This window comes from Litorilinea aerophila, from assembly GCF_006569185.2.
GTDB classification, from domain to species: Bacteria; Chloroflexota; Anaerolineae; order Caldilineales; family Caldilineaceae; genus Litorilinea; species Litorilinea aerophila.
In genome coordinates this window covers 55,582-80,960 of the sequence record NZ_VIGC02000029.1, presented here as the reverse complement: position 1 = coordinate 80,960, position 25,379 = coordinate 55,582, and the positions used below count along the sequence as shown (strand labels likewise).

Sequence of the window (25,379 nt, the reverse complement as noted above, 5' to 3'; positions counted from 1 at the left end):
ACCTGCGGCCTGCGACGCAGGTCGCGCATCCCTGCGTGACATGGGTGCATGAAGCGCTGTCGCTCCATTGTCCGGCCAGGAGACCGGACCTGCGGCCTGCACCGTAGGTCACGCATCCCTGCGTGACATGGGGCTTCTGAGATGCAGAGCGCTCAGAGAAAACTTCAAGAAAACTCAGCGTGCTCTGCGGTGTTCTTGCAATAGAGTCATTGATCGAATCAGCAAAAAAGGCACAAAACCATGCTTGATGAGCAGACCCAGAGCCGGGCGGAACCGTTGGATTTTATCCGGGCCATCGTGGAAGAAGACTTGCGCCGGGGAACCTACGGCGGCCGGGTGGTCACCCGCTTTCCCCCGGAGCCCAACGGTTACCTCCACATCGGCCATGCCAAGTCCATCTGCCTCAACTTCGGCATCGCCCAGGAGTACGGCGGCGTCTGCCACCTGCGCTTCGACGATACCAACCCCGAAACCGAAGACATGAAGTATGTGGAGGCCATCCAGCGGGATGTTCGCTGGCTGGGCTTTGACTGGGGAGATAAGCTTTTCTTCGCCTCCGACTATTTCGAGCAGCTCTACGACTTCGCAGTACAGCTCATCCGGGCCGGCAAAGCCTACGTGGACGACCTCAGCGAGGAGGAGATCCGGGAGTACCGGGGCACGGTCAACGAACCGGGCCGCCCCAGCCCCTACCGCGACCGCTCCGTGGAAGAGAACCTGGACCTCTTCGCCCGCATGCGGGCCGGCGAGTTCCCCGACGGCGCCAGGGTGCTGCGGGCCAAGATCGATATGGCCCACCCCAACATGAAGATGCGGGACCCCATCATGTACCGCATCCGCCACGCGCGCCACTATCGCCGGGGCAACGAATGGTGCATCTACCCCCTCTACGACTGGGCCCACGGCCAGTCGGACGCCATCGAAGGGGTCACCCATTCCATCTGCACCCTGGAATTTGAAAACAACCGGGAGCTCTACGACTGGTTCCTGGACAACCTGGGCATCTCCCCCCGCCCCCGCCAGTACGAGTTCGCCCGCCTCAACCTGGACTACACGGTAATGAGCAAGCGCAAGCTGCTCCAACTGGTGGAGGAGGGGCACGTGGCCGGCTGGGATGACCCCCGCATGCCCACCCTGGCCGGCATGCGCCGCCGGGGCGTCACGCCCGAGGCCATCCGCACTTTCTGCGACCGCATCGGCGTGGCCCGCACCAACAGCCGGGTGGACATCAGCCTGCTGGAACATTGCATTCGGGACGACCTCAACTACCGCGCGCCCCGGGTCATGTGCGTCCTCCGCCCCCTCAAGGTGGTGATCCTCAACTATCCGGAGGATCAGGTGGAGGAGCTGGAGGCCTCCTACTGGCCCCACGACGTGCCCAAAGAGGGCTCCCGCCCCGTCCCCTTCTGCCGGGAACTCTACATCGAGCAGGATGACTTCATGGAGGATCCGCCCAAGGGCTTCTACCGGCTGGCGCCGGGGCGGGAAGTGCGCCTGCGCTACGCCTACATCATCAAGTGCGTGGACGTGGTGAAGGATCCCGAAACCGGCCAGGTGGTGGAGCTCCACTGCACCTACGACCCCGACACCCGGGGCGGCTCCACGCCCGACGGCCGCCGGGTCCGGGGGACCATCCACTGGGTCTCCGCGCGCCATGCCCTGCCCGCCGAGGTGCGCCTCTACGACCGGCTCTTCACCGTGCCCAATCCGGATGACGCGGAGGAGGGGAAGACTTTTAAGGATTATCTGAACCCCAACTCCTTGCGGGTGCTGCACGGCTGCCGCATCGAACCCAGCGTGGCTAACGATCCGCCGGATACCCGCTACCAGTTCGAGCGTCAGGGCTACTTCATCGCCGACAGCGTGGATTCCCGGCCGGGCGCGCTGGTCTTCAACCGCATTGTGGAGCTGCGGGACACCTGGGCCCGGGTAGCCCAGACAGGCGGGGAAGCCCAGCAGCCGGCCCGCCCCAAACCCGAGGCGCCGGCCCAGCCGGCCGACTCGTCCGCCGAGGGCGATGTGGGCGCCCGCTCCGAAGCCCGGGATCAGGCCCGCGCGGCCAACCCCGAGCTGGCGGCCCGGCTCAACCGCTACACCCAGGAGCTGGGCCTGACCTTCGAGGATGCGGACATCCTCACCGGCGACCTGGCCCTGGCGGAGTACTTCGAGGCGGCCCTGGCCGTCCACCACAACCCCAAGGCCATCGCCAACTGGATCATCAACGAGCTGTTGCGGGAGCTCAAGGGCCGCAGCCTGGACCAGTTGCCCGTCCGGCCTGAACAGATGGGCCAGCTGGTCGCGCTGATCGATCGGGAGGTCATCTCCACCACCGCGGCCAAGGAAGTCTTCGCCGAGATGTTAACCACAGGCGAGGATCCCCAGGCCATTGTGCAGCGTCGGGGGCTCCAGCAGATTACCGACGCCGAGGCCCTGGCGCCCCTGGTACAGCAGGTCATCCAGGCCAACCCGGACAAAGTGGCCCAATATCGGGGCGGCAAGACCGGGCTCATGGGCTTTTTCGTGGGGCAGGTCATGCGCCAGACCCAGGGCAAGGCCAACCCCCAGCTGGTGCAGCAGCTCCTGCAGGAGAAGCTGGCCGAATAGCCAACGCGCTTCGAGCGCGGAAAGGACGTTCCACCCATGGCTGCAACATCCGCCAACGACACAGGTTCCCCCGCCCATTCAGTAGCCACCCTGGGCGGGGGCTGCTTCTGGTGCCTGGAAGCGGTCTACCAGGAGCTCACAGGCGTGGAGAAGGTGGAATCGGGCTATGCCGGCGGTTCCGTGCCCAATCCCACCTATCGCCAGGTCTGCACCGGCACCACCGGCCACGCCGAGGTGGTGCAGATCACCTTGGATCCGTCGGTGATCTCCTTCCGCGAGCTCCTTCAGGTCTTCTTCACCATCCACGATCCCACCACCCTCAACCGCCAGGGTGCGGACGTGGGGCCCCAGTATCGCTCGGTGATCTTCTACCACGACGAGGAACAGAAACGCATCGCCCAGGAGGTGATGGCGGAGATAGAGGCAGCGGGCATCTGGCCCGATCCCATCGTCACCGAGCTGGCGCCCTACACGACCTTCTACCGGGCCGAGGCATACCACCAGAACTACTTCCGCAACAACCCCACCCAGCCCTACTGCCAGGTGGTCATCGCCCCCAAGGTGGCCAAATTCCGCAAGCAGTTTATGGAAAAATTGAAGCGATCGGTCTGATGTAGAGCCGCATGGCCGCGCGGCTCTACATCATCATTTCATCATTATCGTCTCAACGGGGCGGCGGGGTGAACCACACCCGCCCCACGCCGCCGCTCACCGCGGCGCCGTCCACCGCCGCGCCCACGTAGACGCCGGCAGGCCGCAGCAGGCTGCTGGTCTCCAGCGCGGTGCCCGGTGTCGCGCCCACCACGCCGATGAAGGCGTGGCTCCAGCGCAGTTTCCCCCGCAGGTCGGTGGCCACCCCCACCTCTGCCAGGGCCGCCACGGCATCGGCATCCAGCCGCAGGCTGGCCTCATCCTGGACCGCGCCGGCGATGACCGTGCCGGCCGGCCAGCTTCGCAGCCAGCGGGCCATGGCCGCCGACTGCTCCGGCGGGCAGCCCGGCTGCAGCTCCGCCACGCAACTGGTGTCGAAGCGAGCCGTGCCCAACACCTGTCCGTCGACCCCCAGGGCGGCCAGGTGATAGCCCCGGCCCTCCTGGGCCACGTCCCGCCCATTCACCCAGATGTGGGCGAAGTTGCCCACCTCCTCCCCAGCGCTGCGCACGGCCACCGTGGCGCCCGGCGCCAGGGACACGCCCGTCCCGCCGATGGACCAGCCTGACCCATCGGGCGGAGCGGCTGCCAGCGCGGTCACCGGCGTCAGGGGGCCGTGGAAGGCCACGGTCAGCCGATCCATCGGTTCCCGGGCCAGGCCGGCGGGGATGGGGAGGGTGACACGGGTGGATGCCTGGGGATCCAGCAGGACGGCCGGGCCTAGCGGCTGGCCGTTGAGGAGAACGGTGGCTTCCGTGGCCGGGCCGAAGAGCTCCAGGGTCAACTCGCCGCCCTCGTCCGGCAGGTTGAAGAGCAGCGCCGGCTGGCTGCGGGTGGCATAGCGCCGGGCCGGGCCCTGGGCGCCCGGGTCCACGAAGCTGGACCAGCCCTCGGCCAGGGCGATGGAGCCGGCCGGGTCCGCCAGGTCGACGGCCCACTCTTCGGTCGGAGGCATTTGGACTTCGTATAGACGAATGGCGGCCGGCTTCCCGGACCAGTCCAGCCCCTGCCACTGGTCCACCAGGGTGAGGGGCAGGGCCTGATCCACGAAGCGGAGCAGCGCGGGCGTGGCCCGTTCCATGTGCACCAGGACGTAGCGGATGCCCAGGTCCCGCAGGATCTGGCCGGCCCGGGGGCGATTCCGCTGGATCATTGCCTCCAGTTGCGACTCCACCACCGGGGCCAGGTGTTCCCGGTGGGCATTCATCAGCCCGATGAGGTCGCCCAGCAGCGGGGCGTCGGTGAAATATTGGAACTTGTGGGGTGGGTTGCGGCTGGTGTTGCCGCCCAGCCTGCGCTTGCCGTGGGTGGTCTGATACCACTGCTGCATCATCAGGAGCACGTCGTCGCCATAGCCCATGACCCGTGCGCCGTTGCGCCAGCCGGTGGGCAGCTCCAGCACGGCGAAATCGCCGGGGATGGCGGCCAGCTGCCGGTAGATGGACGGCGTGCGGAAGTCGCTCAGGGGCAGGGGCAGGGAGAGGTGCTCCAGGAGGATGAGCAGGCCCACGCCTGCGGCCACCGCCCACAGCCGCCTTGGGGCGGCCGGGTTGGCCCGCCCTGGCCGCTGCAGCCCCCCCTGTACGAGCCACCAGATGCCGCAGGCCACCAAAACGGCCGCGCAGAGGAGCAGCATCACCCCGTAGCGGCTGGGGTAGCGGTTGCCGCTGAAGAAGGGCAGCCGGCTGACCAGGGCAAAGGGGCCGGGCACGGGCAGGTCCTGGCCGGCCCAGCGGAGGTGGGGTCCCAGGGTCAGCAGCCAGAAGACGAAACCGCTGCCGCCCCAAAAAAGGGCCGCGGCCCGTCCCGCCCCGCTCGTCTTCCGCCACAGCCAGAGCAGGCCGGCCCCGGCCAGCAGAAGGACGCTGTAGCCCAGGTAGAGGTGCTGGGCCTTGTCGTTGGGAAAGGGCAGCTGGGCCGTCCAGGCGCCGAACAAGGGGTGGAGGCGGGTGGGCACCAGGTAGCCCATCAGATCGGCGCTGAAGATGTCGGCGAAGCCGCCGCCGGAGGCGAAAAAGTCCCCTTCCCGCAGCAGGTCCGGCACCATGGCCGCCAGGAAGGGGGCGATGCCAGCCAGGAACATCCCGGCCACGGCGGCGTACCCGGCCAGGAGCCGGGTCAGCGTCACTTGCACAGGCGGGCCGCCATCCTCCGTTCGCCGCCGGGCGCGCCAGCCCATCCCCAGGACCCAGGCCAGGTGGAGGGCCAGGAAAATCAGCAGGAAGGAGGCGTAGGTGAGCTCCGCCCAGGCCTGTAGAACCAGGAAGAGGCCAGCCATGGCCCCGCTGCGCCCGATTTCTCGGGCCGGCGCTCCCTGTCCCAGTTTCCGCCCCAGACGCCAGACGTAGAGGACACAGAAGGGTACCCACTGGCTGCTGGCGATATTGAACTGGCCCAGGCTGGCGTAGAAGAGCTTGGTGGAGGCGAAGGCGTAGAGCAGCCCGGCCACCAGGGCGCCGGCCGTGGCTGCCTGGCGGGAGAAGCCGTGCCGGTCGGCCTGGCCCGGGAGCACCAGCGGCCCCAGTACTTCCAGGCTCAGCAGGAAGGCGCCCAGGCCGGCCAGGACGAAGGAGCTCAGCAGGAGCAGGTTGTTGGTCACCACCAGGCTGGTGGCGGTCTGCAGGGGGACGCTGAGCAGGCCGTTGAGGGGGGTGAGGGTGTAGAAGGCCAGGTTGATGCCGACGGGGTGAAACATCCACACCACGTGAAAAATGTCCGGCTGGAGCTGGTCCACCAGCCGGACTTTGATCCACCACAGATTCCAGGCCAGGGCCGGGTCGTCGATGCCGTCGCCGGGGACGTGGGTGGTGAAGTGGGCTGCCAGGGGCCAGGTCAGCGCCAGGCTGAGGGCGCTGTAGAGCGCCAGGGCCCCCAGGAGCCGTCCGGCCCTGGGGCGAGGGCGGCCGGGTACGCGGTCCATCAGGGCGTGATGGTCTGGGTATTGGTGAGTTCGCCCGCCGGCGTCGGCAAGGCCACGGCCCGCTGCAGCAGATTCCCCATGCGCACCTTGGCGATGACCTCCAACTGAGGGTTGCCCTGCTCCGCGGCCAGGGTGGAGGTCCGGTCGAACATCTGGATGGCGGTGGGGACATCGCCTTGGGCCTCTGCCACCGAGCCCATGAGGAAATAGCCCTGGGGCTCGTTGGGGTCCATGGCTATGATCTGCTGGGCGGCCTGGGCCGCGCCTTCCAGATCGCCGGCCTGGAGCCGGGTGTTGCCCACGGCCAGCCAGAACTGGACGGGCTGGTCGGCCAGCCGCTCCTGGGCCCGGGCCAGGGCCTGCTGGGCCTGCTCTTCACGGCCCAGGTGATGGGCCAGCACGCTTTCCCAGATCAACAGCTCCGGCTCATCCGGCAGGGTCTGCTGGGCTTCTTTCACCACCTGCAGGGCCTCTTCCCACTGTTGATTCATGACCAGTTGTTGGACCTGGCTGGTGGTATCCACCAGGAGTACCGTGTTGGGGTCAGGTGGGAAGAAGGTATTCAGGCCCCAGATGACGCCGCCGGCGATGACCACGATGGCCGCCAGGGTGAGGGCGATGCGCTTCAGGGCGGTGCGCCGGCGCCTGGCCAGCTCCGCATCCAGGTGCCACCAGAGGCCGGTGGCGGGTGGATGCTGGGCTCGCAGCCTGGCCAGCCCCCCGGCCTTGCGCGCGGCCGAGACCACCGTCCCCGGTTTGGAGGTCAGGCGGTTGAGCAGGCTCTGCCAGCGCGCGGACTCGGGCCGCAGGTCCATGGTCTGGCTCAGCTCGGCGAACATCTGGTCGATGCGGTCCAGGGTTTCCAGGAACTCGACGATGTTCTGTCCGTCCAGAATAACGGCCAGGCGCTCGGCCTTATCCAGTTCTTCCCGCAGCATGGTGGCGGGGTTGTGGGTGCGTGTTTCGACTGCGTATGCCATAGGCTTCAGATAGCTTCCAGATCAGGCCATGCTGATTGCAAGGGAGGCTGGACTGGGCATCCCGGGCATCTGGGGTCGGGGGAGAGCCGCCGCCCGTCGCCTGTTGCCCGTAAATCCCGGCAGAAATTCGCCGATGGTTTCCACCCGAGGGAGTGCCGCCGAATTTCTGCCGTGGTATTTACGCCAGGCTGCACTAGTCGTCGTCTTCATCCTCGTCCCCATCCTGGTGGACCCCGTCGCCCTGCTCTTCCATTTCCCGTTGAATTTCTCGATAGACCCGGTTCAGGCCGGACTTGATCTGGCTTTCGATCTTGGCCTTCCGTTCTGGCGGCACCGGGAACCACTCCAACATCTCCCCCACCAGGCCGCTCTTGGTTTCGTTTTTCGTCTTGCCGGCCAGGTAGTAATCTCGTACCCGGGCCCGCATGAACTCGATATATTCGGCCACCTTGTAGGTGGCGTCGGGCGTGCAGACGGGGCCATGACCGGGCACCAGGATCTCGGCTCCCAGCTGGCGGATGAGCTCCAGCGCGCTCAGCCACTCCAGGGTGTTGCCCTGGGCCATGTAGGGATGTTGATCCACCCAGACGATGTCGCCCACAAAGCAAATCTTCTCCTCCGGCAGCCAGACGATGCTGGTGGCCGGCGTGTGCCCGCCCACGAAGATCAGCTCGATCTCCCGGCCGCCGAAGAGGAGCTTGGCCCGGTTGGTGAAGGTCACATGGGGCGGGATGATGATGATGTTGTTGAGCTGGGCCTGGATTTCCGGCTCGCGCTTGAAACTGTTCCGTACCCGCTCTTTGAAATTTTCGGTGTAGCCGGACATCTCCTTGTGGGCCCGCTCGTGGGCAATCACCTTGCAGGGCATGAAGTACTGGTTGCCCAGCGCGTGGCCCCGGTGATGATCGGTGTTGATCAGGTAGAGGAAGGGATGTCCGGGATATTCCTCTTCGATCTGTTGACGCCAGTCGATGGCCTGTTTGGGGATCAGGGGCGTATCCACCAGGATGATCCCTTCCTCGGTGTAGATGAACCCCGGCGTGCATCCCCGATAGTGGGTGTTGATGAAGATACCCGGCGCCAGTTCTTCCCGTTCGCCCAGGCCGGTGACCCCAATGCGCACAGCGCTTCGCCGTCTTGCCATGTTTCCTTCTCTCCAGCTTGAACTCTGTTTCAGTACCTCACGATGCTGCCTGTTGTCCCCTGACAGAGGGGACATCTCCCGATGCGGCGCCGTCCTGCCGTCGAAATCGTGGCTCTACTGCACAAAGGTCAAATGAGGACGCTGACCCATGCAGATGAACGCTGATTCGGGTGACTCTCCCCTGCGTTTCTTTGCGTCTTTGCGTTCAAAAATGCCCTTTTGGCAGGGGAGTCAATCGTGAACGACTGAACTTCCGATCGACTGGCGGTGAGTATAGATGAAGGTCCCTGACCTGTCAACGATCTCGGAATTATGTAAATATGTTCCCGGGGCGATAGCCTCCGCCTGCGTTCCAGTCAAATGAGACTCTTCAAATACCCCCACCTTTCCGCATGGGGAAGGGCTGGGGGCGAGGGGTGCACAGTGACGTCACGCCTAAATCTTACAACGAGTTTCGTCAGAATTTTATTAACCAAACGTTAATTTATCATTGGTACTGTCCCCGTGGGGCCGACTATGGGCTGGTGTGGTATAATTCGTGATGTTTTTTACAATGCGCCCATGGACGGCGCGTACATCGTTGCCATGCAAACTGGAAATAAGGATAGGGCAAGATGGACACACGGTTGGGTGTCTTGACCAGTGGCGGTGATGCCCCCGGCATGAACGCGGCGGTCCGGGCGGTGGTCCGGGCCGGGCTGGACCGGGGCGCGGATGTCTATGCCATCTACGACGGCTATCACGGCCTCATCGAAGGGGAAAGCCACATCCGCAAGATGGGGTGGAACGACGTGGGGGGCATCCTCCACCGGGGCGGCACCATCATCGGCACGGCCCGCAGCGAAGAGTTCCGCACCCTGGAGGGCCGGCGCCGCGCGGTGCGCAACCTGCTGCGCCATGGCATCGACCGCCTGGTGGTCATCGGCGGCGATGGCAGCCTCACCGGCGCCAACCTCCTGCGCCAGGAGTGGGCCGACCACCTGCAGGCCCTGGTGGCCTCGGGGGAGATCCCCCAGGAGATCGCCGCCCGGCACCCCTTCCTGGCCATCGCCGGCCTGGTGGGCTCCATCGACAACGACATGCACGGCACCGACATGACCATCGGCGCGGACAGCGCCCTGCATCGCATCACCGCCGCGGTGGACGCCATCGCCAGCACCGCGGCCAGCCACCAGCGCACCTTCGTGGTGGAGGTCATGGGCCGCCGCTGCGGCTACCTGGCCCTGATGAGCGGCATCGCCACCGGCGCCGAGTGGGTTCTCATTCCTGAAAACCCGCCGGACATGGACAACTGGGAAGAGCGGATGTGCCAGGTCCTGCGGGAGGGGATGCGCATGGGCCGGCGGGATAACATCGTCATCGTGGCCGAAGGCGCCCAGGACCGCCACGGCAATCCCATCACCTCCGAGTATGTGCGGCGGGTGTTGGAGGAGCGCCTGGGCGAAGAGGTGCGGGTGACGGTGTTGGGGCACGTCCAGCGGGGCGGGCCGCCCAGCGCCTTCGACCGCATCCTCAGCACCCTCACCGGCGTGGCCGCGGTGGAGACGGTCCTGGAGGCCACCGCGGAGAGCGAGGCCTACCTGATCGGCATCCACGAGAACAAGATCGTGCGCCAGCCCCTGATGGAGTGCGTGGCCAAGACCCACGCCATCAACGCAGCCATGGCCGCCCAGGACTTCGAGACCGCCATGGCCATGCGGGGGAGGACCTTCCAGGAGTCCTTCCGCATCATGCGTACCCTGGTGCGGGCCATGCCCCATCCGCCAACGCCGGGTCAGCGCCGCATCCGTTTCGCCATCCTCCATGCCGGCGGCCCTGCCCCGGGCATGAACGCAGCCGTGCGGGCGGCGGTGCGTCTCAGCGTGGACCGGGGACACCTGCCCGTGGGGGTTCAGCGGGGTTTCCGGGGGCTGATCCAGGGTCACCTGGAGGAGATGGGCTGGATGAGCGTCAACGGTTGGGCGCCCGTGGGCGGGGCCGAGTTGGGGACCAGCCGGAAGGTGCCCGGCGGCAGTGACCTCTACGCCATCGCCCGCAACCTGGAAGAGCACCAGATCGACGCCCTCATGATCATCGGTGGGTGGGCCGGCTACCAGGCTGCCCTGCGCCTCTACCAGGAGCGAGAGAACTACCCGGCCTTCAACATCCCCATCGTCTGCATCCCGGCTACCATCAACAACAACCTGCCCGGCTCCGAGCTCTCCATCGGCGCGGACACGGCCCTCAACAGCATCGTGGAGGTGGTGGACAAGATCAAGCAGTCGGCCGTGGCGTCCAACCGCTGCTTCGTGGTGGAGGTCATGGGACGCTACTGCGGCTACCTGGCCCTGATGAGCGCCCTGGCCACCGGCGCGGAGCGGGTCTACCTCCACGAGGAAGGGATACGTCTGGCCGACCTGGAAGCCGACATTGCCCAGCTGATCCGGGGCTTTCAGCACGGCAAGCGGCTGGGGCTCATGATCCGCAACGAAAACGCCAACCCCCTCTACACCACGTCGTTTCTGGCTGCCCTTTTTGAAGAGGAGGGCGGCGACCTCTTCGACGTGCGCATCGCGGTGTTGGGCCATCTGCAGCAGGGCGGAAGCCCCACCCCCTTCGACCGCACCCTGGCCGCGCGCCTGGCGGCCCGGGGCGTGGAATTTCTGGAGGAAAGCTTCGCCACCCACCACGCAGAGGCGCCGGCCGTCTGCCTGGGTTTGCAGCACGGAGCCATGCAGGTGACCCCCCTGGAGCAGATCCCCCGGCTGATGGACGAGCGGTACCAGCGGCCTCGGGAGCAGTGGTGGATGTCCCTGCGGCCCATTGCCAGCATGCTGGCCAAGCCTGATCCCTACTTCCAGCCCGAATCCCGCCCTGCGTCCCATGAGGAGTAGGCCGGGCCTGGTCCAGGGACGGGGTCGGCGTAGCCGATGCGTCGGCATTTCGCCGTTTCAGCGTCTGCCCATTGTGGGCAAGGGCCCGTCTCAATGGTATAATGGGCTGATCCATGGAAGCTATCTTCCATTGGCGGATCGGCGTCTGGCGCACCCAATGCAGCGCGCAAGGTCTATGATCCTCTGCGGTCGTGCGGGTGCCGGATGGGTGCCCCCTGTTGAGACCGTGGACGGTTGAGAGCGTGGGCGCCGGGTTTTCCCCGCGGGCGCTTGCCAGGCGCCCCCTGGTTCTACAGGAAGCAATGGCGCTTCTTTGCAGAGACGCGCTTTCGATTTTTTGCCAAAGCCCGCTGGCCTGTCCCGATGCTGGGTACTGGGGGTACAGGCCAGGGGCCAAAATGAAACGATGAGCGTAAGGAGTAACGAAAATGCGTATTGGTATTCTCACCGGCGGCGGTGACGTACCGGGTTTGAACCCGTGTATCAAAGCCGTCGTCTATCGGGCCGTGGATGAAGGTCACGAAGTCATCGGCATTCGGCGGGGCTGGGCCGGCCTGTTGGAGCTGAACCGGGACGACCCTGCCAGCGTGGAGAAGCACACCCTGAAGCTGGACAAGCAGATCGTTCGCACCATCGACCGGACCGGCGGCACCTTCCTCCACACCAGCCGCACCAACCCGGGCAAGGTGCGCCCCAAGGAAGTGCCCGATTTTCTGAAGGATCCCGAGCATCCTGAAGCCGAAGCCCAGGATCCCCGGCCCCGGGATTTCACCCCCCACGTCTTGAAGAACCTGGAGTTCCTGGGCATCGACCGCCTGATCCCCATCGGCGGCGACGACACCCTCAGCTACGGCGAGCGGCTGCACAGCGAAGGCTTCCCGGTGATCGCCATCCCCAAGACCATGGACAACGACGTCTACGGCACCGACTACTGCATCGGCTTCAGCACCGCCGTGACCCGCAGCGTGCAGTTCATCCACCAGCTGCGCACCAGCACCGGCTCCCACGAGCGCATCGCCGTCATCGAGCTCTTCGGCCGCAACAGCGGTGAGACCAGCCTGATCAGCTCCTACCTGGCCGGTGTGGACCGGGCCATCATCTCCGAGGTGCCCTTCGACCCGGAGAAGCTGGCCGAGCTGGTGATGAAGGACAAGCGGGCCAACCCCAGCAACTACGCCATGGTCACCATCAGCGAGGGCGCCCACATGATCGGCGGCAAGGTGGTGGAATATGGCGAGGCCGACGCCTATGGCCACCGCAAGCTGGGCGGCATCGGCCTCATCACCGGCGAAGCCCTGAAGAAGCTCACCGGCGAAGACATCATCTACCAGCAGCTCTCCTACCTGATGCGCTCTGGCGCGCCCGACGCGCTGGACCTGATGGTGGCGGTGAACTACGCCAACCTGGCCATGGACCTGATCACCAGCGGCGCCAGTGGCCGCATGGTGGCCCTGCGGGACGGCACCTACACCCACATCCCCATGAGCACCGTCACCAGCGGCATCAAGCGGGTGGATGTGGACGAACTGTACGACGTCAACGAGTACCGGCCCAAGGTCCGCCACGTCCTGGGCAAGCCCATGTTCCTCTACTGATTCGTGAGGGCTTGAGTTTATCGGGGTTTTGCGTTCGCCGGTACTCCGTGTATCGGCGCCAGCAGGAATGACTGAGGGGCGTCCATGCCGGCTGCGCGCCGGCGTGGACGCCAGACCCTATCCGAAGGAATACTGACCATGATTCATGAATCCGTCTACGAACTGCGCAACGCAGTGAAGAATTCCCTGCAGATTGACGGCAAGCAGGTCCAGGTGGTGGACGCCGACCGGCTGCGCAACGAGCACATCGACGTGCTGGTGCGGGATGCCGTCTTCGGCACCGAGCCCGTCAAGGCCTTTGCCCGCTGGCTGATCTGGGAGGCCGGCCAGGCCCTGAACGTGCGCCCGGCCAGCATCCACGAGTTCTACATCGCCCGCAGCCGGGATGAGTGGAAGGACCGGACGGTCCCGGCCATGAACATCCGCTTCACCACCTACGATACCGCCCGCGCCGCCATCCGGGCGGCCCAGAAGACCCGGGCCGGCGCCTTCATCTTTGAGATTGCCCGCAGCGAGATGGGCTACACCGACCAGGAGCCGGCCGAATACAGCGCCTGCCTCATCGCCGCCGCCATCAAGGAAGGCTACAGCGGCCCCATCTTCATCCAGGGCGATCACTTCCAGGTCAAAGCCTCCACCTACAAGAAGAACCCCGAGGCCGCCATCCAGGAAGTGAAGGACCTCATCGCCAAGGCCATCCCCGCCGGCTTCTGGAACATCGACATCGACACCAGCACCCTGGTCACCCTGGAGCCGGAATCCCTGGACGAGCAGCAGCGCCACAACTACACCCGCTCGGCCGAGCTGACCCGGTGGGTGCGGGAGCTGGAGCCCGAAGGGGTCACCGTGAGCCTGGGCGGTGAGATCGGCGAGGTGGGCGAGAAGAACTCTACCCCCGAAGAGCTGGACGCCTACATCGAGGGCTATAAGCAGGTCCTGGCCGACCTGGGCGACAACCTGGTGGGCCTGAGCAAGATCTCCGTGCAGACGGGCACCAGCCACGGCGGCGTGGTCCTGCCCGACGGCTCCATCGCCGAGGTGGCCGTGGACTTCGAGGCACTGCGGATCCTGGGCGAGCGGGCCCGGCAGCACGGCACCGGCGGCGCGGTGCAACACGGCGCCAGCACCCTGCCCGAGGAGATGTTCCACAAATTCCCCGAGGTGCAGACCCTGGAGATCCACCTGGCCACGGGTTTCCAGAACCTCTTCATGGATCACCCGGCCTTCCCGGCGGATCTCAAGGAAAAGATCTACCGCTACCTGGATGCCAACCACGCGGACGAGCGCAAGCCCGGCCAAACCGACGCCCAGTTCTACTACAGCACCCGCAAGAAGGCCATCGGTCCCTTCAAGCCGGAGCTGTGGGCCCTGCCCGAGGATGTCAAGGCTCAACTGTACCAGGCCCTGGAAGACCAGTTCTGCTTCTTCTACGAGAAGCTCAACGTGGTCAACACCCGGGAGCTCATCGACCGTCTGGTGACCACGGTGGAGTACCACCAGCCCATGCCCGCCTCGGCCCGCATGGTGGGCGACGACCTGGGCCTGGCCGACTGAGCCACGCTGCCAGTTCCAACCCCTTTTCAGGAAAGATGCACAGGGCACCCCGCGGGGTGCCCTGTCTCCCCTCCCGGCCTGGGGCCATCCACGCGGCTGGCCATCGGTGTGTAGGAGAATGTGTAGGAGAAGACGTCCATGGGTGACGAGTTCATTTCTCCCCAAGCGCTGCGCAGGCTGCTGGACACGGCACAGCCCCCCACGGTGATCGACGTGCGTGATGACGCGGAGTACGCCGCGGGCCATATCCCTGGCGCCCGGCACATCCCCGCCGATCAGCTCGCCCGGCAGCTTGGCCAGATCCCGCACGACCGGCCGGTCGTCCCCTACTGAAACATGCGCCATCGCGGCAGTTCCCGCAGTGAACGGGCCGCGGCGCTGCTCCGGGCGAGCGGCTACGATGCACGGGCGCTGGAGGGCGGCTTTCCGGCCTGGCAGGCGGCCGGCTATCCGGTGGAGACGGGCATCCCCTGAAACGGCTATCCCCTGCCCGGATGGAGCGATCACCCACCTGCCCGCAGCCCGCTGTTGGACCCCTGGAGTGATCACTGGTGAAGCTGGGTTTGCCCATCCTGTCGATTTGCCTGTTCCTAAGTCTGCTCTTCGCCGGGTGCAGTCAGGTGTCGCCGGCGGCCCAACGGCTCACCTGGCAGGCCGGCAACCAGGGGCTGACGCCCCATGTCCCCATCACGGCCCTGGCCGTGGATCCCCACCATGAACGGCGCCTCTTTGTGGGCGCCTACGCCCGAGAAAATCTTTACCTCAGCCTGGACGGCGGGGAGACCTGGCGTCCCCTGACCCGGGGACTGCTGGGCCACCCGGCCTTCACCCTCCTCTTTGACCCGGTGCAGCCGGCGGTGCTTTGGGTTGGCACGGCCGACGGCCTCTACCGGGGGACACCCGACGGCGCCGACCTGGCGTGGTCTCGGGTGGCCGAATGGCCCCTGGCGACCGCCGTTTTCGACCTCCATGCCGATGGGACCGGGAACCTCTATGCGGCCGGCGCCCATCCGTCCGTCTGGATGAAGGAGCCAGGGCAGCGGAGTGGCCACGGCGGGGAAAGCTGGCGTCCGCTGGCTCCCCTGCCGGATGTGGGCGCGGTGCTGGCTGTGGCCACGGTCGAAGGGCTCCGGGACGGTCCTGACCTCCTGTTGGCCGGCACCGACGGCCATGGCCTCTTCGTCAGCCGAGATCGGGGCCAATCCTGGCAGCGGGCGCCCGAAATCGGCGAGACCTTTGTGGCCGCCCTGTGGGTGGCTCCGTGGGATGGCCGCTTTATCCTGGCGCGTACCCGCGCCGGGCTCTTTCGCTCCACCGACGGTGCCGCCTCGTGGGTGCGCATCGCCGGCGAGCTCGACGGCCGGGTCGATGCCCTCGCCGCTGACCCGGCCACCCGGGCCATTCTCCTGGGCATGAGCACCGGCCAGATCTACCGCAGCATCGATGGCGGCGAGCGCTGGCAGGCCTGGGGCGAAGGCGTGGGACGGGATGGCATGTTCAACCTGCTGGCCCCGGTGCCGGGCCGCGAACAGGCCTTCTACGCCGGCACCCACTACGGCCTCTACCGCAGCCTGGACGGCGCCCGTTCGTGGCAGCCCATCACCAGGACCCTGGGCAGCTTCCGGGCGACCGCGCTGGCCCAGACGCCGGACGGCACCCTCTATCTGGGCAACGAGGACGGCGTCTACCGCTCCCGCGATCAGGGGCAAAGCTGGCAACCCCAGGCCGCAGGTCTGCCCCCACGCACTGTGTTGGACCTGGCAGTGGCGCCCCATGATCCCCAGGTGCTCTACGCTGCCACCGAAGGGGATGGCCTTTACCGCAGCCAGGACGGCGGCCTTACCTGGGCTCAGCTGGCCTGGCCGGAGGCCATCCTCCCCCAGGTGGTCGTCCATCCCCGGGAGCCCAACCGGCTCTACGTGCGCCTGGCCTACGAGCGGGTCTACGCCAGTGACGACGGCGGCGTGACCTGGAGCGCACGCTGGGAAGGCATGCAGACCACCACCGAGATCATGTCCCTGGCTATCAGCCCCCACAACCCGTCGGTCATCTACGCCGGCGGCATCGTGGAGCTGTTCAAAAGCGTGGACGGCGCGCAGAGATGGCAACCCATTGGCCCGGAACTGGTCGGCCAGAGCGTCTTCTACCTGGCGGTGGATGCCAGGTCGCCGGAGACGGTCTATGCTGGCGCCACCAAGGGCCTGTACCGCAGCGACGACGGCGGCATCACCTGGCGGCCGTGGGGGGATGGCCTGGCCGACATCACGGTGACGGCCCTGGCCTTTCATCCAGCCCACGCCAGCCGGATCTATGCCGGGACCAAATACCGGGGTGTCTATGCCAGCGAAGACGGCGGAGAGACCTGGCACCCGGCCCACGGGGGCATGGGCCAGGTCAGCGTGGACAGCCTGCTGGTGTCGGCCGATGGCCGCTGGCTCTACGCCGCCACCGACCAGGGCTTCTGGCGGGCGACCCTTCCCCGTTGATTCCATGGGCAGGATGATGGGCCTAAAGATGATGCGCTGGATGACGCGGATCCTGTTCCTCCCCCTCTCCCTGGCCATCGGGGTGATGCTGCTGGGTTTCCAAAGCCAGCAGGCATCCCCGTCCTTGCCCCGCTATGGCCTGCATACCCTGGTGGCCGACGAGCGGACCCTGCCCCTGGTGCGGGCAACCGGGGTGGATACGGTGGTGCAACTCTTCGCCTGGTGGGAGATTGAGTCGACCCGGGGGCAGTTCATCTGGCAGCCGGCAGACGAGGCGGTGGCCGGCGCCGAGTATTATGGCCTGAACCTGGTAATACGCCTGGACAAGCATCCGGCCTGGGCCAATGCCCGGCCACTGGAAGCGGGCCGCCCACCGGTGGACCTGGTCCAGTACGACCGGTGGGTGCGCACGGTCGTTGGACGCTACAAAGGGCGGGTCGCCGCGTACATCATCTGGAACGAGCCCAACCTGGCCGACGAGTGGTCGGGCCTGCCCCCGGATCCGGCCGCCTACGTAGAGCTGCTCCAGGTTGGCTATCGGGCCGTCAAGGAGACAGACCCCGACGCCCTGGTGGTCAGCGCCGGCCTGGCGCCCACCAACACCCGCAACGAGACGGCGCTGGACGACCGCCTCTTTCTGGAGGCCATGTACGCCCACGGCGCGGCGGACTATTTCGACGTGCTGGGCGTCCATGCCTACGGCTTTGGCTACCCACCCGATGATCCCCGGGGCGCCCACGACGGGCTGAACCTGGCCCGCATCCAGGACCTGCGGGAGATCATGCTCCGCTTCGGGGACGGCCAGAAGCCGGCCTGGATCACCGAGATGGGCTGGACCGTACGGGGCAACGAACATTCCGCCTGGCAGGAGGTGACGCCCAGGGAGCAGGCCGACTACCTCGTGGGCGCGCTGGAACGCATCCGCCGGGAGTGGCCGTGGGTGGGCCTGGTGACCGTCTGGAACCTGGGCGGCGAAAGTAGTCCGGATTGGGGTGGCTACAGCCTCCTGGCGGAGGATGGCACCCCGCGGCCGGCCTATCGGGCGCTGCAGGGCTACATGGCCGCCCAGGGGCGGAGCGTCGGCCAGCCTGTCCCTGCCGGGGCCAGCCCCACGCTGTCCCCGGAGCGCTATCAGGTGCTGGCCGAAGATGCCATCATTCACCTGGGCGATAACCCCCTGCCTGCCCCCTGGGTGCCCCTACACCGGGCCCGCAATCCCAGCCCTGTGTGGCGGGGCATCGTCTACCTGCACGATCCCGGCGAAGGGAGCTGGCAGCTTACCCTGCGCATCATGCAGAGCAACTTCGGCTCCAACCGGGTGTGGGTGAACGGGCGCCCCTTGCCCGAAGCCATCCCCCTGGAGGATTTCAGCAAAAGTTGGGTCTCCCACACCTGGTCCGTCCCGGCCGACTGGCTGCGTCCAGGCCCCAACGAAATCCGCGTGACCATCACCCACGCCCCTCCCCTGATCCAGGCGCCGGGCTTCGGCTACGACAAGATCCAGATCAAAGACGTGGTGCTGTGGCGCTGAACGCCTTTTGGCCATCGGCTGTAAGTTCGGTATACTGGATAAAAATTCATTATACGGAACCTTTGCCATGGCCACCTATCAGCCGGTCCCTGCGGCCGAACGAACTTTACAGCTACTGGAACATCTGGCCGCCGCGCCCGATGGCCTCAGCGCGGGCGAGCTGGAGAGGCGCCTGGGGATCCCCCGCAGCGCCCTGTACGGGCTGCTGAACACCCTGCGGCAGCGGGGCTACGTGGAGCAGCCGGTTCCCCGAGGCCCCTACCTGCCGGGACCTCGGCTGGCAGTCCTGGCCGCGCCGGCCGGCCCCCATACCCTGGCCGCCCTCTTCACGGCGGAGACCGGTCGCGCCTTCCCGGAAACGGTTGTGCTGATGGTGTTGGACGGGGACGAGGCGGTGGTCGTGGCCGAGGCCCCGGCGAACCACACGGTGCGCGCCGTCTACCCGGTGGGGCTGCGTCTGCCGGCTGGCCGCTGTGCAGGGGGACAGGTCCTGCTGGCCGGCCGCTCTGCCGGTGATTCGCTGACCCAGGTGCACAGGGAAGCCGCCGCCCAACATCGCCGCGCGGATGTGGTGGAGCTGGCGGTGCCCATCTGTGCGGACGGCATCCACGCGGACGCGGCGCTGGTGCTGGTCACCCCGGCTTTCCGCTGGCACGAGGAACGCCGGGATGCCCTCCTCTTTCAACTTCGGGCCACCGCCGCGCGCATCTCCCACCGACTTGGCGCTGTGGCCTATCACCCCTACGGCGGGTCGGGGAGCACTTCCCCAGGCCAGAGCATTCCCCTGGAAGCGGAGGAGCGGGACCATTTCCTGGCCGGCCCCTGGGCCGCGCGGCTGGCCTGTGTGCGGCCGGACGGCCAGCCCCATGTGGTGCCCGTCTGGTACGAGTGGCGGGAGGGTGCCTTCTGGATCGCAGCCTGGCCCGATTCTCGCTGGGCCCGGTACGTGGCGGCCAACGCCCACGTGGCGTTGACGGTGGACGAGCCCTGGCCACCCCTGCGCCGGGTGCTGGCCCGGGGGCCCGCGGAAGCCTTCTCCGACGCGGATGCCGGGCTCTTCCAGCGCATCAGCGCCCGCTACCTGGGGCCTGCCGGCGGAGCACCCCAGAGCACCGCGGGCTGGCGTGCGTTTCGCATCGTCCCCCATCACCTCAGCGCATGGCGTCAACCCTGAGCGGAGGCGCTGGCGGCCATGTACATCGAGCTCCACCACGTATCCAAGCACTTTTCCAGCCGTGCGGGCGAGCTGGCGGCGGTGGGTCCCATCACCCTCACCGTACCCTCTGGCCAGTTTCTGGCCCTGGTGGGCCCCAGCGGCTGCGGCAAATCCACCCTGCTGCGCCTGGTGGCCGACCAGATGCCACCCACCACCGGCACCATCCGGCTGGACGGCGCGCCGCCGGAGGAAGCCCGCCGACGCAAGGCCATCGGCTGGATGGCCCAGCAGCCGGCCCTGTTGCCCTGGGCCACTGTCCTGGACAACGTGCGGCTGCCCCTGCGGGTCAACCAGGGGCATGGCTCTCCGCCCATGGCGCCGGAAGAGCTGCTGGCCATGGTGGGGCTGGCCGATTATGCCCGCGCCTATCCCAACACCCTGAGCGGCGGTCAGCAGCAGCGGGTGGCCCTGGCCCGCACCCTGGCCACCGGTGCCCGCCTCTGGCTGATGGACGAGCCCTTCGCCGCCCTGGATGAACTCACCCGGGAGGTGCTGGCCGATGAGGTGCTCCAGCTCTGGCAGCAGTTTGGCCCGACGGTGCTCTGGGTCACCCACCACATCCCCGAGGCCGTGCGCCTGGCCGACCGGGTGGTGGTGCTCAGCGACCGGCCGGGTCGCCTGTGTGCGGACCTGGCCATCCCGCTGCCCCGACCCCGAGATGAAACCGCGCCGGAGATGATGGAGCCCATTCGCCAGATCCGGTCTGTGTTGCGGGAGGGCAGGCCATGAGCGCTCGCCACCTATCCCCCCGGCCGCCTGCGAGCCTGGAGCCTGGGACCGTGGTGCCGTGGGACCTGATGTCGGTGGCGGCCATCCTGGGGGGGACGCTGCTGCTGTGGGAGGTGGGTGTGCGCCTGACGGAGACGCCGCCCTACATTTTGCCGGCCCCGTCCCTGGTGGCCCAGACGCTGATGCGCATGCCCGGTTTTTATGCCTCGGCCGCGCTGGTGACCCTGGGGGAGGCATTGGGTGGGCTGGCCCTGGGCGTGGGCGTGGGCACCCTGACGGCCGCGGCCATCACCTTCCGCCAGCGGCTGGCCCGTGGCGTGTTGGCCCTGGCCATTCTCATCAAAGCCACGCCCCTGGTGGCCATTGCGCCACTGCTGACCATCTGGCTGGGCTTTGGCGCCTGGCCCAAGATCATCATCACCGGGCTCATCACCTTCTTTCCGGTGCTGGTCAACGTCCACACCGGCCTCCACGGCGCCGACCGGGCGTTGCTTTCCCTGCTTCATTCCCTCCATGCCAGCCAGGCCGAAACCTTTCGCTATGCCCGCTGGCCGGCGGCGTTGCCCTATCTCTTCGCCGCGCTGAAGGTCACGGCTCCCCTATCGCTGGTGGGTGCCGTGGTGGCCGAGTGGGCTGGCGCATCGTCCGGGCTGGGGCGCTCCATGTGGCTGGCCTACACCAACCTGAACCTGCCCATGCTCTTCGCCGCGGTCTTCTGCCTGGCGGCCATGGGGGTTGCCCTGTATGGGCTGGTGGGCTGGCTGGAGCGGCGGGTGGTCTTTTGGTGAGTTTTCATCGATCAAGGAGGCTGTTTTATGTCCCACCGATTTCAGTCCCTGGCCATCCTGCTGGCAACCGTGCTCCTGGCGGCCTGCGTGGGCATTGCCCAGCCGGTCCAGGCGCCGTCGTCCAGGGAGGTGGTCTTCATGGCCGGGTACAAGCCCCAGGCGAACCTGCCCTTTGTGGGCGTCTACGTGGCCCAGGAGAAGGGCTTTTTTGCCCAGGAGGGGCTGGAGGTCACCATTGAGCATTCGGCCGGCCGGGGAGAGCACCTCCAGTTGCTCACGGCCGGCAAGGTCCACGTGACCACCCAGGATGCGGCCGTGCTGCTGCAGCGCCGGGCCGACCCGGGATTGCCCCTGGTATCCATCGCCCTCATCGGCCAGCGGGGGCAGCAGGCCTTCGCGGCCCTGGCCGGCCGGGGGCTGGAGACGCCTAAGGATTGGGAGGGGCACGTGGTGGGCTACAAGGGGACACCGCCGCCGGATCTCTTCGCCCTGCTGGACGCGGCCGGGGCCGACGTGGATCAGGTGGAACTGGTCAACGTGGGCTTCGACCCCCGGGTCCTCACGGAAGGGCAGGTGGACGTCTACCCCGTCTTCAAGTCCAACGAGCCGTATCTGCTGCGTCAGTGGGGCTACGACCTGGTCCTGTGGGAGGCTGCGGATTACGGCGTGCCCACCTTGGGCCTGACCTACGTCACCACGCCTGAGGTGATCGACCAGGGCCCGGACCGGATGGCCCGTTTCCTGCGTGCGGCCATCCGGGGCATGGAATATGCCGGTCAGCATCCGGAAGAGGCGGTGGATGCCGTGTTGAAGTATGCGGGGCCAGAGACGGACCGGGGGCACATGGCGTATATGCTCGAGACCGAGTGGCGGGATGCCCAGAGCGAGCTGACGGACCAGCAGGGGTTGGGCTGGCAGACCCGGGAGCAGTGGCAGGCCCTGGCGGACATGTTGCTGCAATACGGCGCCCTGCCCGGGCCGGTGGACGTGGATCAGGTCTTTACCACGGCGTTGCTGCCCTGACTCTCTCCGGACGGCCCCGGGCAGGAAGTGCTCCACGTCATCCTCCTGGCGCGCTGTGGGGGGCGTTCCAGATGCCTGGCAAGGCAGGTAGGTGCGGTTTCCATACCGCACAAAGGCAGTCCCGTATGGAAACGGGACCTACGGCTGGTAGGCTCCCAGGGGGTGGGCCGCCACGGGGGGCGGGAGCCTTCTGGGCGCCTACAGAGCTGTCGCCCCTCTTTTCAAATCGACCTAAAATCTGGGATGCCCCTGCTGTGGGGCTCCAGCCCGCCGATCATGGGCTTGAGCTCTGCTGGCGCCGCATCCGCCTCGCGGCTCAACACGGGTTCATCGGGTTTGCTCAGTGTGGGTTCATGGGTTGGGGGCGAAATTGCCGACCCATTTCACCCAGGGCAGGGCATCCTTCACCGCGTTGTAGAGCTTTTCATCCGCGGTCCAGAAGTCGCACTGGTGCAACTGGGCGAGGGCCAGGTACGCTGTGTCGTAGGCGCGGGGCTGGTTAAACTGTTTGGCCAGCTCCCAGGCCAGGGGGAAAATACCCTTGCGATGAGACAGGCGAATCTTTAACGCCAAGACGCGCTGGAAGGGTGGGGTTGACGGCAATCGTCACATGGGCTTCTTCTAGCAGCTCATCATCATTGAGTTGTTGTTGGATGGCGGCGAGGCAATATTCAGTGACCGACATATTATGTTTGGCCGCCGCCAGTTCCACACGGCGCTTGATTTCGGTATTAGCATAGACTTGGATGCGCTGTCTTTCCATGGCTTTCACCTCCGTATAGGGATAATACAAAGTTGACACTATGGTGTCAAGAGCGCGTGGGCTCCCGGCTGCCCCGCCGCTACAGTTGACACGACCCTGCTTCTGTCGCTAGAATGGAATCAGGTGGGAAAGGGAGGAGCCCGGCCCCATCTGGGCTCCTGAGGTGCGCTGCCCATACCTCCCTGGCCTGTCATGTCTCGCCTTTTTCCCGATGCGCACGTTCCATGTTGGGGTTCACAGCAGTGAACCCTTGTGACTCCCAGCCCGGGTCCCCAAAACAGAAGTTTGCCTGGCTGCGTTCGCCTCTAACTTGCCTATAACCGGCCGAGTTTCTTCTGCCAACCCACAGGGGAAGGAAGCAGCATGTCCATTGTCGGTATCATCGCGAACCCATCTGCCGGTCGGGATATTCGCCGCCTGGTGGCCCATGCCTCCGTTTTTGACAACAACGAGAAGGTCAACATCGTGCGTCGCGTCCTGCTGGGGCTGGATGCCGTGGGCGTGGAACAGGTCTGGATCATGCCAGACGCCTACCATATCGGCCACAAGGCGCTGGACAACTTACGCCTGGGACTGGACGTGCGCTTTGTGGAGATGCAGCCCCGTTTCGAGGAGATCGACTCCACCGAGGCCGCCGCACGCATGGTCGAGATCGGCGTCCGCACCCTGGTCACCCTGGGCGGCGATGGAACCAATCGGGCCGTGGCCAAGGCCAGTGGCCGGGTCCCCCTCATGCCCATTTCCACCGGCACCAACAACGCTTTCCCCATCATGGTAGAGGGGACCCTCGCCGGCCTGGCGGCCGGTCTGACGGCCCTGGGCCTGGTGCCCCTGGACGTGGCGACCGAACCCACCAAGCGGATTGAGCTGTGGCGTGGGCCGGACCTGGCTGAAATCGCCCTGGTGGACGCGGTGGTCTACCGCTCCCGCTTTATCGCTTCCCGCGCCGTCTGGAACATGGATGATGTGAAAGCAGCCGTCTTTGCCCGGGCCGAGCCTACCAGTATTGGGCTCTCGGCCATCGGCGGCTTTCTGGAGCAGACACCCTTGGGCCCCCACGAAGGTCTGTACATCGAACTGGGGGCTGGAGGCGTGGAGGTCTTGGCGCCGGTGGCTCCGGGCATCATCCAGCCCGTGCCGGTGAAGAGCCATCGTCGGCTCCAGTTGGGAGAGCGGATCCCCGTCGATGGCGGCCCTGCCGTAATTGCCCTGGACGGGGAACGGAAGTACAGCCTGCTGCCTGGGCAGGAAGTGACCCTGTCTATCAGCGCAGAGGGCCCTGTGGTGGTCCATTTGGCGCGTACCCTGCGCCACGCGGCCCGGCAGGGCCTCTTTGTGGGCACGCCTGTTCACGCATCCTGATCCTCTTGCCGTCGCTCCCTCCCTTCATCTCGAGGGCTGATTTCATCTGAACCTTTCTTCCGTAGCGTTACCTGTTTTCGGCCAACTGTTTTCACCATGGGGAGAGACATTATGAATCTGTCCAAAGATCAACTGCTCGCCATGTATCGCCAGATGTGGACCATTCGCCACTTCGAGGATGAAATGGCCGCGGCCTACATGGAGGGGAAGACCCCCGCATTCGACATCGGCTCTGGGCCGGTGCCGGGTGAGATGCACCTGGCCGCCGGGCAGGAGCCGGTGGCCGTGGGCACATGCATGCACCTGCGCAAAGAGGACACGGTGGTCGGCACCCACCGCCCCCACCACTTTGCCATTGCCAAGGGGATCGAGCTGAACAAGCTGGCCGCCGAAATTTTCGGCAAAGTGACCGGCCTGGGCAAGGGCAAAGGGGGGCACATGCACCTCTTCGATGTGGAGCACAAGTTCAGCTGCAGCGGCATTGTGGGGGCCAGCTTCCCCCCGGCCTGTGGCGCAGCCCTGGCCGCCAAAAAGATGGGCAAGGATTGGGTGGCTGTGGCCTTCGCCGGTGAAGGCGCGGCCAACCAGGGCGCCTTCCACGAGGCGCTGAACCTGGCTGCCCTCTGGAAGCTGCCCGTCCTCTTCATCATCGAGGACAACTCCTGGGCGATCTCGGTGGCCAAGCATCAATCCACCGCCATCCCGGACAACAGCCAGCGCGCAGCCGGCTACGGCATCCCCGGCGTTCGGGTGGATGAAAATGACGTCCTGGCCGTCTACGAGGTCGTAGGGGAAGCGGTGCAGCGTGCCCGCCGGGGCGAGGGGCCCAGCCTCATCGAGGTGAAGACCGACCGCCTCTACGGCCACTTCCAGGGCGATCCCGAGGTCTACCGGCCCAAGGATGAAGTGGCCAAGCTCAAGGCCAACGATCCCATCCTGCGTTTTGGCAACCAGCTGCTGGAACAGGGCATGGCCACCCAGCAAGAGCTGGATGCTGCCCGGGATGCTGCCAAGGCGGACGTGGATGCCGCCTTTGCCTATGCCCGCCAGAGCCCCTACCCTGCGCCCGAAAGCGCGCTGGAGGATGTATTCGTGTAACGGCTTCCGGCGGGCGTCCCGAGCCCAGAGGACCTGCAGCGGATCTGGAAACGCTGTGAACG

The 25,379-nt window shown here is 66.5% G+C and carries 19 protein-coding genes; 15 read left to right on the top strand and 4 right to left on the bottom strand.

Features of this window, described 5'->3' with window-relative positions:
• Nucleotides 1-240 precede the first annotated feature (240 nt).
• Together FKZ61_RS18940 and msrA are read left to right on the top strand one after the other, a co-directional pair.
• Nucleotides 241-2,604 carry a glutamine--tRNA ligase/YqeY domain fusion protein gene (locus FKZ61_RS18940; RefSeq protein WP_141611714.1) on the top strand — a complete coding sequence of 788 codons (2,364 nt, stop codon included), beginning with the start codon at nucleotides 241-243 and terminating at the stop codon, nucleotides 2,602-2,604.
• A 36-nt stretch (nucleotides 2,605-2,640) separates the two neighbouring features.
• On the top strand, nucleotides 2,641-3,216 hold the full coding sequence (msrA, locus tag FKZ61_RS18935; RefSeq protein WP_141611713.1) for a peptide-methionine (S)-S-oxide reductase MsrA: 576 nt from the start codon (nucleotides 2,641-2,643) through the stop codon (nucleotides 3,214-3,216).
• Between the two features lie 52 nt (nucleotides 3,217-3,268).
• Here msrA and FKZ61_RS18930 read toward each other — a convergent pair whose 3' ends face one another.
• The 3 genes from FKZ61_RS18930 to FKZ61_RS18920 form a co-directional block, all read right to left on the bottom strand.
• Nucleotides 3,269-6,175, bottom strand: coding sequence for an interleukin-like EMT inducer domain-containing protein (locus FKZ61_RS18930; RefSeq protein WP_141611712.1), 2,907 nt, complete (start codon nucleotides 6,173-6,175; stop codon nucleotides 3,269-3,271).
• The gene (locus FKZ61_RS18925; protein WP_141611711.1) at nucleotides 6,175-7,155 is read right to left on the bottom strand and encodes a tetratricopeptide repeat protein; all 981 of its coding nucleotides are present in this window, start codon (nucleotides 7,153-7,155) and stop codon (nucleotides 6,175-6,177) included. Before FKZ61_RS18925 ends, FKZ61_RS18930 begins: the two co-directional genes overlap by 1 nt.
• A 193-nt stretch (nucleotides 7,156-7,348) precedes the next feature.
• Complete coding sequence (locus tag FKZ61_RS18920; RefSeq protein ID WP_170200001.1) at nucleotides 7,349-8,299, bottom strand: MBL fold metallo-hydrolase; 951 nt, start codon at nucleotides 8,297-8,299, stop codon at nucleotides 7,349-7,351.
• Between the two features lie 614 nt (nucleotides 8,300-8,913).
• Between FKZ61_RS18920 and FKZ61_RS18915 the strand changes: the two genes are divergently transcribed.
• The 11 genes from FKZ61_RS18915 (at nucleotide 8,914) to FKZ61_RS18865 (ending at nucleotide 22,094) form a co-directional block, all read left to right on the top strand.
• Nucleotides 8,914-11,172, top strand: coding sequence for a 6-phosphofructokinase (locus tag FKZ61_RS18915; protein ID WP_141611709.1), 2,259 nt, complete (start codon nucleotides 8,914-8,916; stop codon nucleotides 11,170-11,172).
• Between the two features lie 428 nt (nucleotides 11,173-11,600).
• Nucleotides 11,601-12,767, top strand: a complete 1,167-nt coding sequence (locus FKZ61_RS18910; RefSeq protein ID WP_141611708.1) for a 6-phosphofructokinase — start codon at nucleotides 11,601-11,603, stop codon at nucleotides 12,765-12,767.
• A gap of 138 nt (nucleotides 12,768-12,905) precedes the next feature.
• Nucleotides 12,906-14,321, top strand: a complete 1,416-nt coding sequence (locus tag FKZ61_RS18905) for a class II fructose-bisphosphate aldolase (protein WP_170199999.1) — start codon at nucleotides 12,906-12,908, stop codon at nucleotides 14,319-14,321.
• Nucleotides 14,322-14,459: 138 nt separating this feature from the next.
• On the top strand, nucleotides 14,460-14,654 hold the full coding sequence (locus FKZ61_RS18900; protein ID WP_141611707.1) for a rhodanese-like domain-containing protein: 195 nt from the start codon (nucleotides 14,460-14,462) through the stop codon (nucleotides 14,652-14,654).
• A gap of 3 nt (nucleotides 14,655-14,657) precedes the next feature.
• Nucleotides 14,658-14,795: a rhodanese-like domain-containing protein gene (locus tag FKZ61_RS18895; RefSeq protein ID WP_170199997.1), complete on the top strand. Its 138-nt coding sequence runs from the start codon at nucleotides 14,658-14,660 to the stop codon at nucleotides 14,793-14,795.
• A 77-nt stretch (nucleotides 14,796-14,872) separates the two neighbouring features.
• On the top strand, nucleotides 14,873-16,807 hold the full coding sequence (locus FKZ61_RS18890) for a WD40/YVTN/BNR-like repeat-containing protein (protein ID WP_141611706.1): 1,935 nt from the start codon (nucleotides 14,873-14,875) through the stop codon (nucleotides 16,805-16,807).
• A 40-nt stretch (nucleotides 16,808-16,847) separates the two neighbouring features.
• Nucleotides 16,848-18,338 carry a hypothetical protein gene (locus FKZ61_RS18885; RefSeq protein WP_141611705.1) on the top strand — a complete coding sequence of 497 codons (1,491 nt, stop codon included), beginning with the start codon at nucleotides 16,848-16,850 and terminating at the stop codon, nucleotides 18,336-18,338.
• 67 nt (nucleotides 18,339-18,405) lie between these two features.
• Nucleotides 18,406-19,512 carry a helix-turn-helix domain-containing protein gene (locus tag FKZ61_RS18880; protein WP_141611704.1) on the top strand — a complete coding sequence of 369 codons (1,107 nt, stop codon included), beginning with the start codon at nucleotides 18,406-18,408 and terminating at the stop codon, nucleotides 19,510-19,512.
• An 18-nt stretch (nucleotides 19,513-19,530) separates the two neighbouring features.
• Nucleotides 19,531-20,283, top strand: coding sequence for an ABC transporter ATP-binding protein (locus tag FKZ61_RS18875; protein WP_141611703.1), 753 nt, complete (start codon nucleotides 19,531-19,533; stop codon nucleotides 20,281-20,283).
• Entirely contained in the window at nucleotides 20,280-21,071 is a 792-nt protein-coding gene (locus FKZ61_RS18870; RefSeq protein ID WP_141611702.1) for an ABC transporter permease, read from the top strand. Before FKZ61_RS18875 ends, FKZ61_RS18870 begins: the two co-directional genes overlap by 4 nt.
• A gap of 27 nt (nucleotides 21,072-21,098) precedes the next feature.
• The gene (locus FKZ61_RS18865) at nucleotides 21,099-22,094 is read left to right on the top strand and encodes an ABC transporter substrate-binding protein (protein WP_211358636.1); all 996 of its coding nucleotides are present in this window, start codon (nucleotides 21,099-21,101) and stop codon (nucleotides 22,092-22,094) included.
• A gap of 499 nt (nucleotides 22,095-22,593) precedes the next feature.
• Here FKZ61_RS18865 and FKZ61_RS18860 read toward each other — a convergent pair whose 3' ends face one another.
• Nucleotides 22,594-22,857, bottom strand: a complete 264-nt coding sequence (locus tag FKZ61_RS18860; RefSeq protein WP_141611699.1) for a hypothetical protein — start codon at nucleotides 22,855-22,857, stop codon at nucleotides 22,594-22,596.
• 363 nt (nucleotides 22,858-23,220) lie between these two features.
• On the opposite strand from FKZ61_RS18860, the gene FKZ61_RS18855 reads away from it, so the two are divergent.
• Entirely contained in the window at nucleotides 23,221-24,219 is a 999-nt protein-coding gene (locus tag FKZ61_RS18855; RefSeq protein WP_141611698.1) for an ATP-NAD kinase family protein, read from the top strand.
• A 111-nt stretch (nucleotides 24,220-24,330) separates the two neighbouring features.
• Nucleotides 24,331-25,317, top strand: a complete 987-nt coding sequence (locus FKZ61_RS18850; RefSeq protein WP_141611697.1) for a thiamine pyrophosphate-dependent dehydrogenase E1 component subunit alpha — start codon at nucleotides 24,331-24,333, stop codon at nucleotides 25,315-25,317.
• Nucleotides 25,318-25,379 lie beyond the last annotated feature (62 nt).

Bases quoted from the DNA above. Each gene is read 5' to 3' on its own strand.
- FKZ61_RS18940 (WP_141611714.1), top strand. From the start codon at position 241: ATGCTTGATGAGCAGACCCAGAGCCGGGCGGAACCGTTGGATTTTATC.
- msrA (WP_141611713.1), top strand. From the start codon at position 2,641: ATGGCTGCAACATCCGCCAACGACACAGGTTCCCCCGCCCATTCAGTA.
- FKZ61_RS18930 (WP_141611712.1), bottom strand. From the start codon at position 6,175: ATGGACCGCGTACCCGGCCGCCCTCGCCCCAGGGCCGGACGGCTCCTG.
- FKZ61_RS18925 (WP_141611711.1), bottom strand. From the start codon at position 7,155: ATGGCATACGCAGTCGAAACACGCACCCACAACCCCGCCACCATGCTG.
- FKZ61_RS18920 (WP_170200001.1), bottom strand. From the start codon at position 8,299: ATGGCAAGACGGCGAAGCGCTGTGCGCATTGGGGTCACCGGCCTGGGC.
- FKZ61_RS18915 (WP_141611709.1), top strand. From the start codon at position 8,914: ATGGACACACGGTTGGGTGTCTTGACCAGTGGCGGTGATGCCCCCGGC.
- FKZ61_RS18910 (WP_141611708.1), top strand. From the start codon at position 11,601: ATGCGTATTGGTATTCTCACCGGCGGCGGTGACGTACCGGGTTTGAAC.
- FKZ61_RS18905 (WP_170199999.1), top strand. From the start codon at position 12,906: ATGATTCATGAATCCGTCTACGAACTGCGCAACGCAGTGAAGAATTCC.
- FKZ61_RS18900 (WP_141611707.1), top strand. From the start codon at position 14,460: ATGGGTGACGAGTTCATTTCTCCCCAAGCGCTGCGCAGGCTGCTGGAC.
- FKZ61_RS18895 (WP_170199997.1), top strand. From the start codon at position 14,658: ATGCGCCATCGCGGCAGTTCCCGCAGTGAACGGGCCGCGGCGCTGCTC.
- FKZ61_RS18885 (WP_141611705.1), top strand. From the start codon at position 16,848: ATGACGCGGATCCTGTTCCTCCCCCTCTCCCTGGCCATCGGGGTGATG.
- FKZ61_RS18880 (WP_141611704.1), top strand. From the start codon at position 18,406: ATGGCCACCTATCAGCCGGTCCCTGCGGCCGAACGAACTTTACAGCTA.
- FKZ61_RS18875 (WP_141611703.1), top strand. From the start codon at position 19,531: ATGTACATCGAGCTCCACCACGTATCCAAGCACTTTTCCAGCCGTGCG.
- FKZ61_RS18870 (WP_141611702.1), top strand. From the start codon at position 20,280: ATGAGCGCTCGCCACCTATCCCCCCGGCCGCCTGCGAGCCTGGAGCCT.
- FKZ61_RS18865 (WP_211358636.1), top strand. From the start codon at position 21,099: ATGTCCCACCGATTTCAGTCCCTGGCCATCCTGCTGGCAACCGTGCTC.
- FKZ61_RS18860 (WP_141611699.1), bottom strand. From the start codon at position 22,857: ATGGAAAGACAGCGCATCCAAGTCTATGCTAATACCGAAATCAAGCGC.
- FKZ61_RS18855 (WP_141611698.1), top strand. From the start codon at position 23,221: ATGTCCATTGTCGGTATCATCGCGAACCCATCTGCCGGTCGGGATATT.
- FKZ61_RS18850 (WP_141611697.1), top strand. From the start codon at position 24,331: ATGAATCTGTCCAAAGATCAACTGCTCGCCATGTATCGCCAGATGTGG.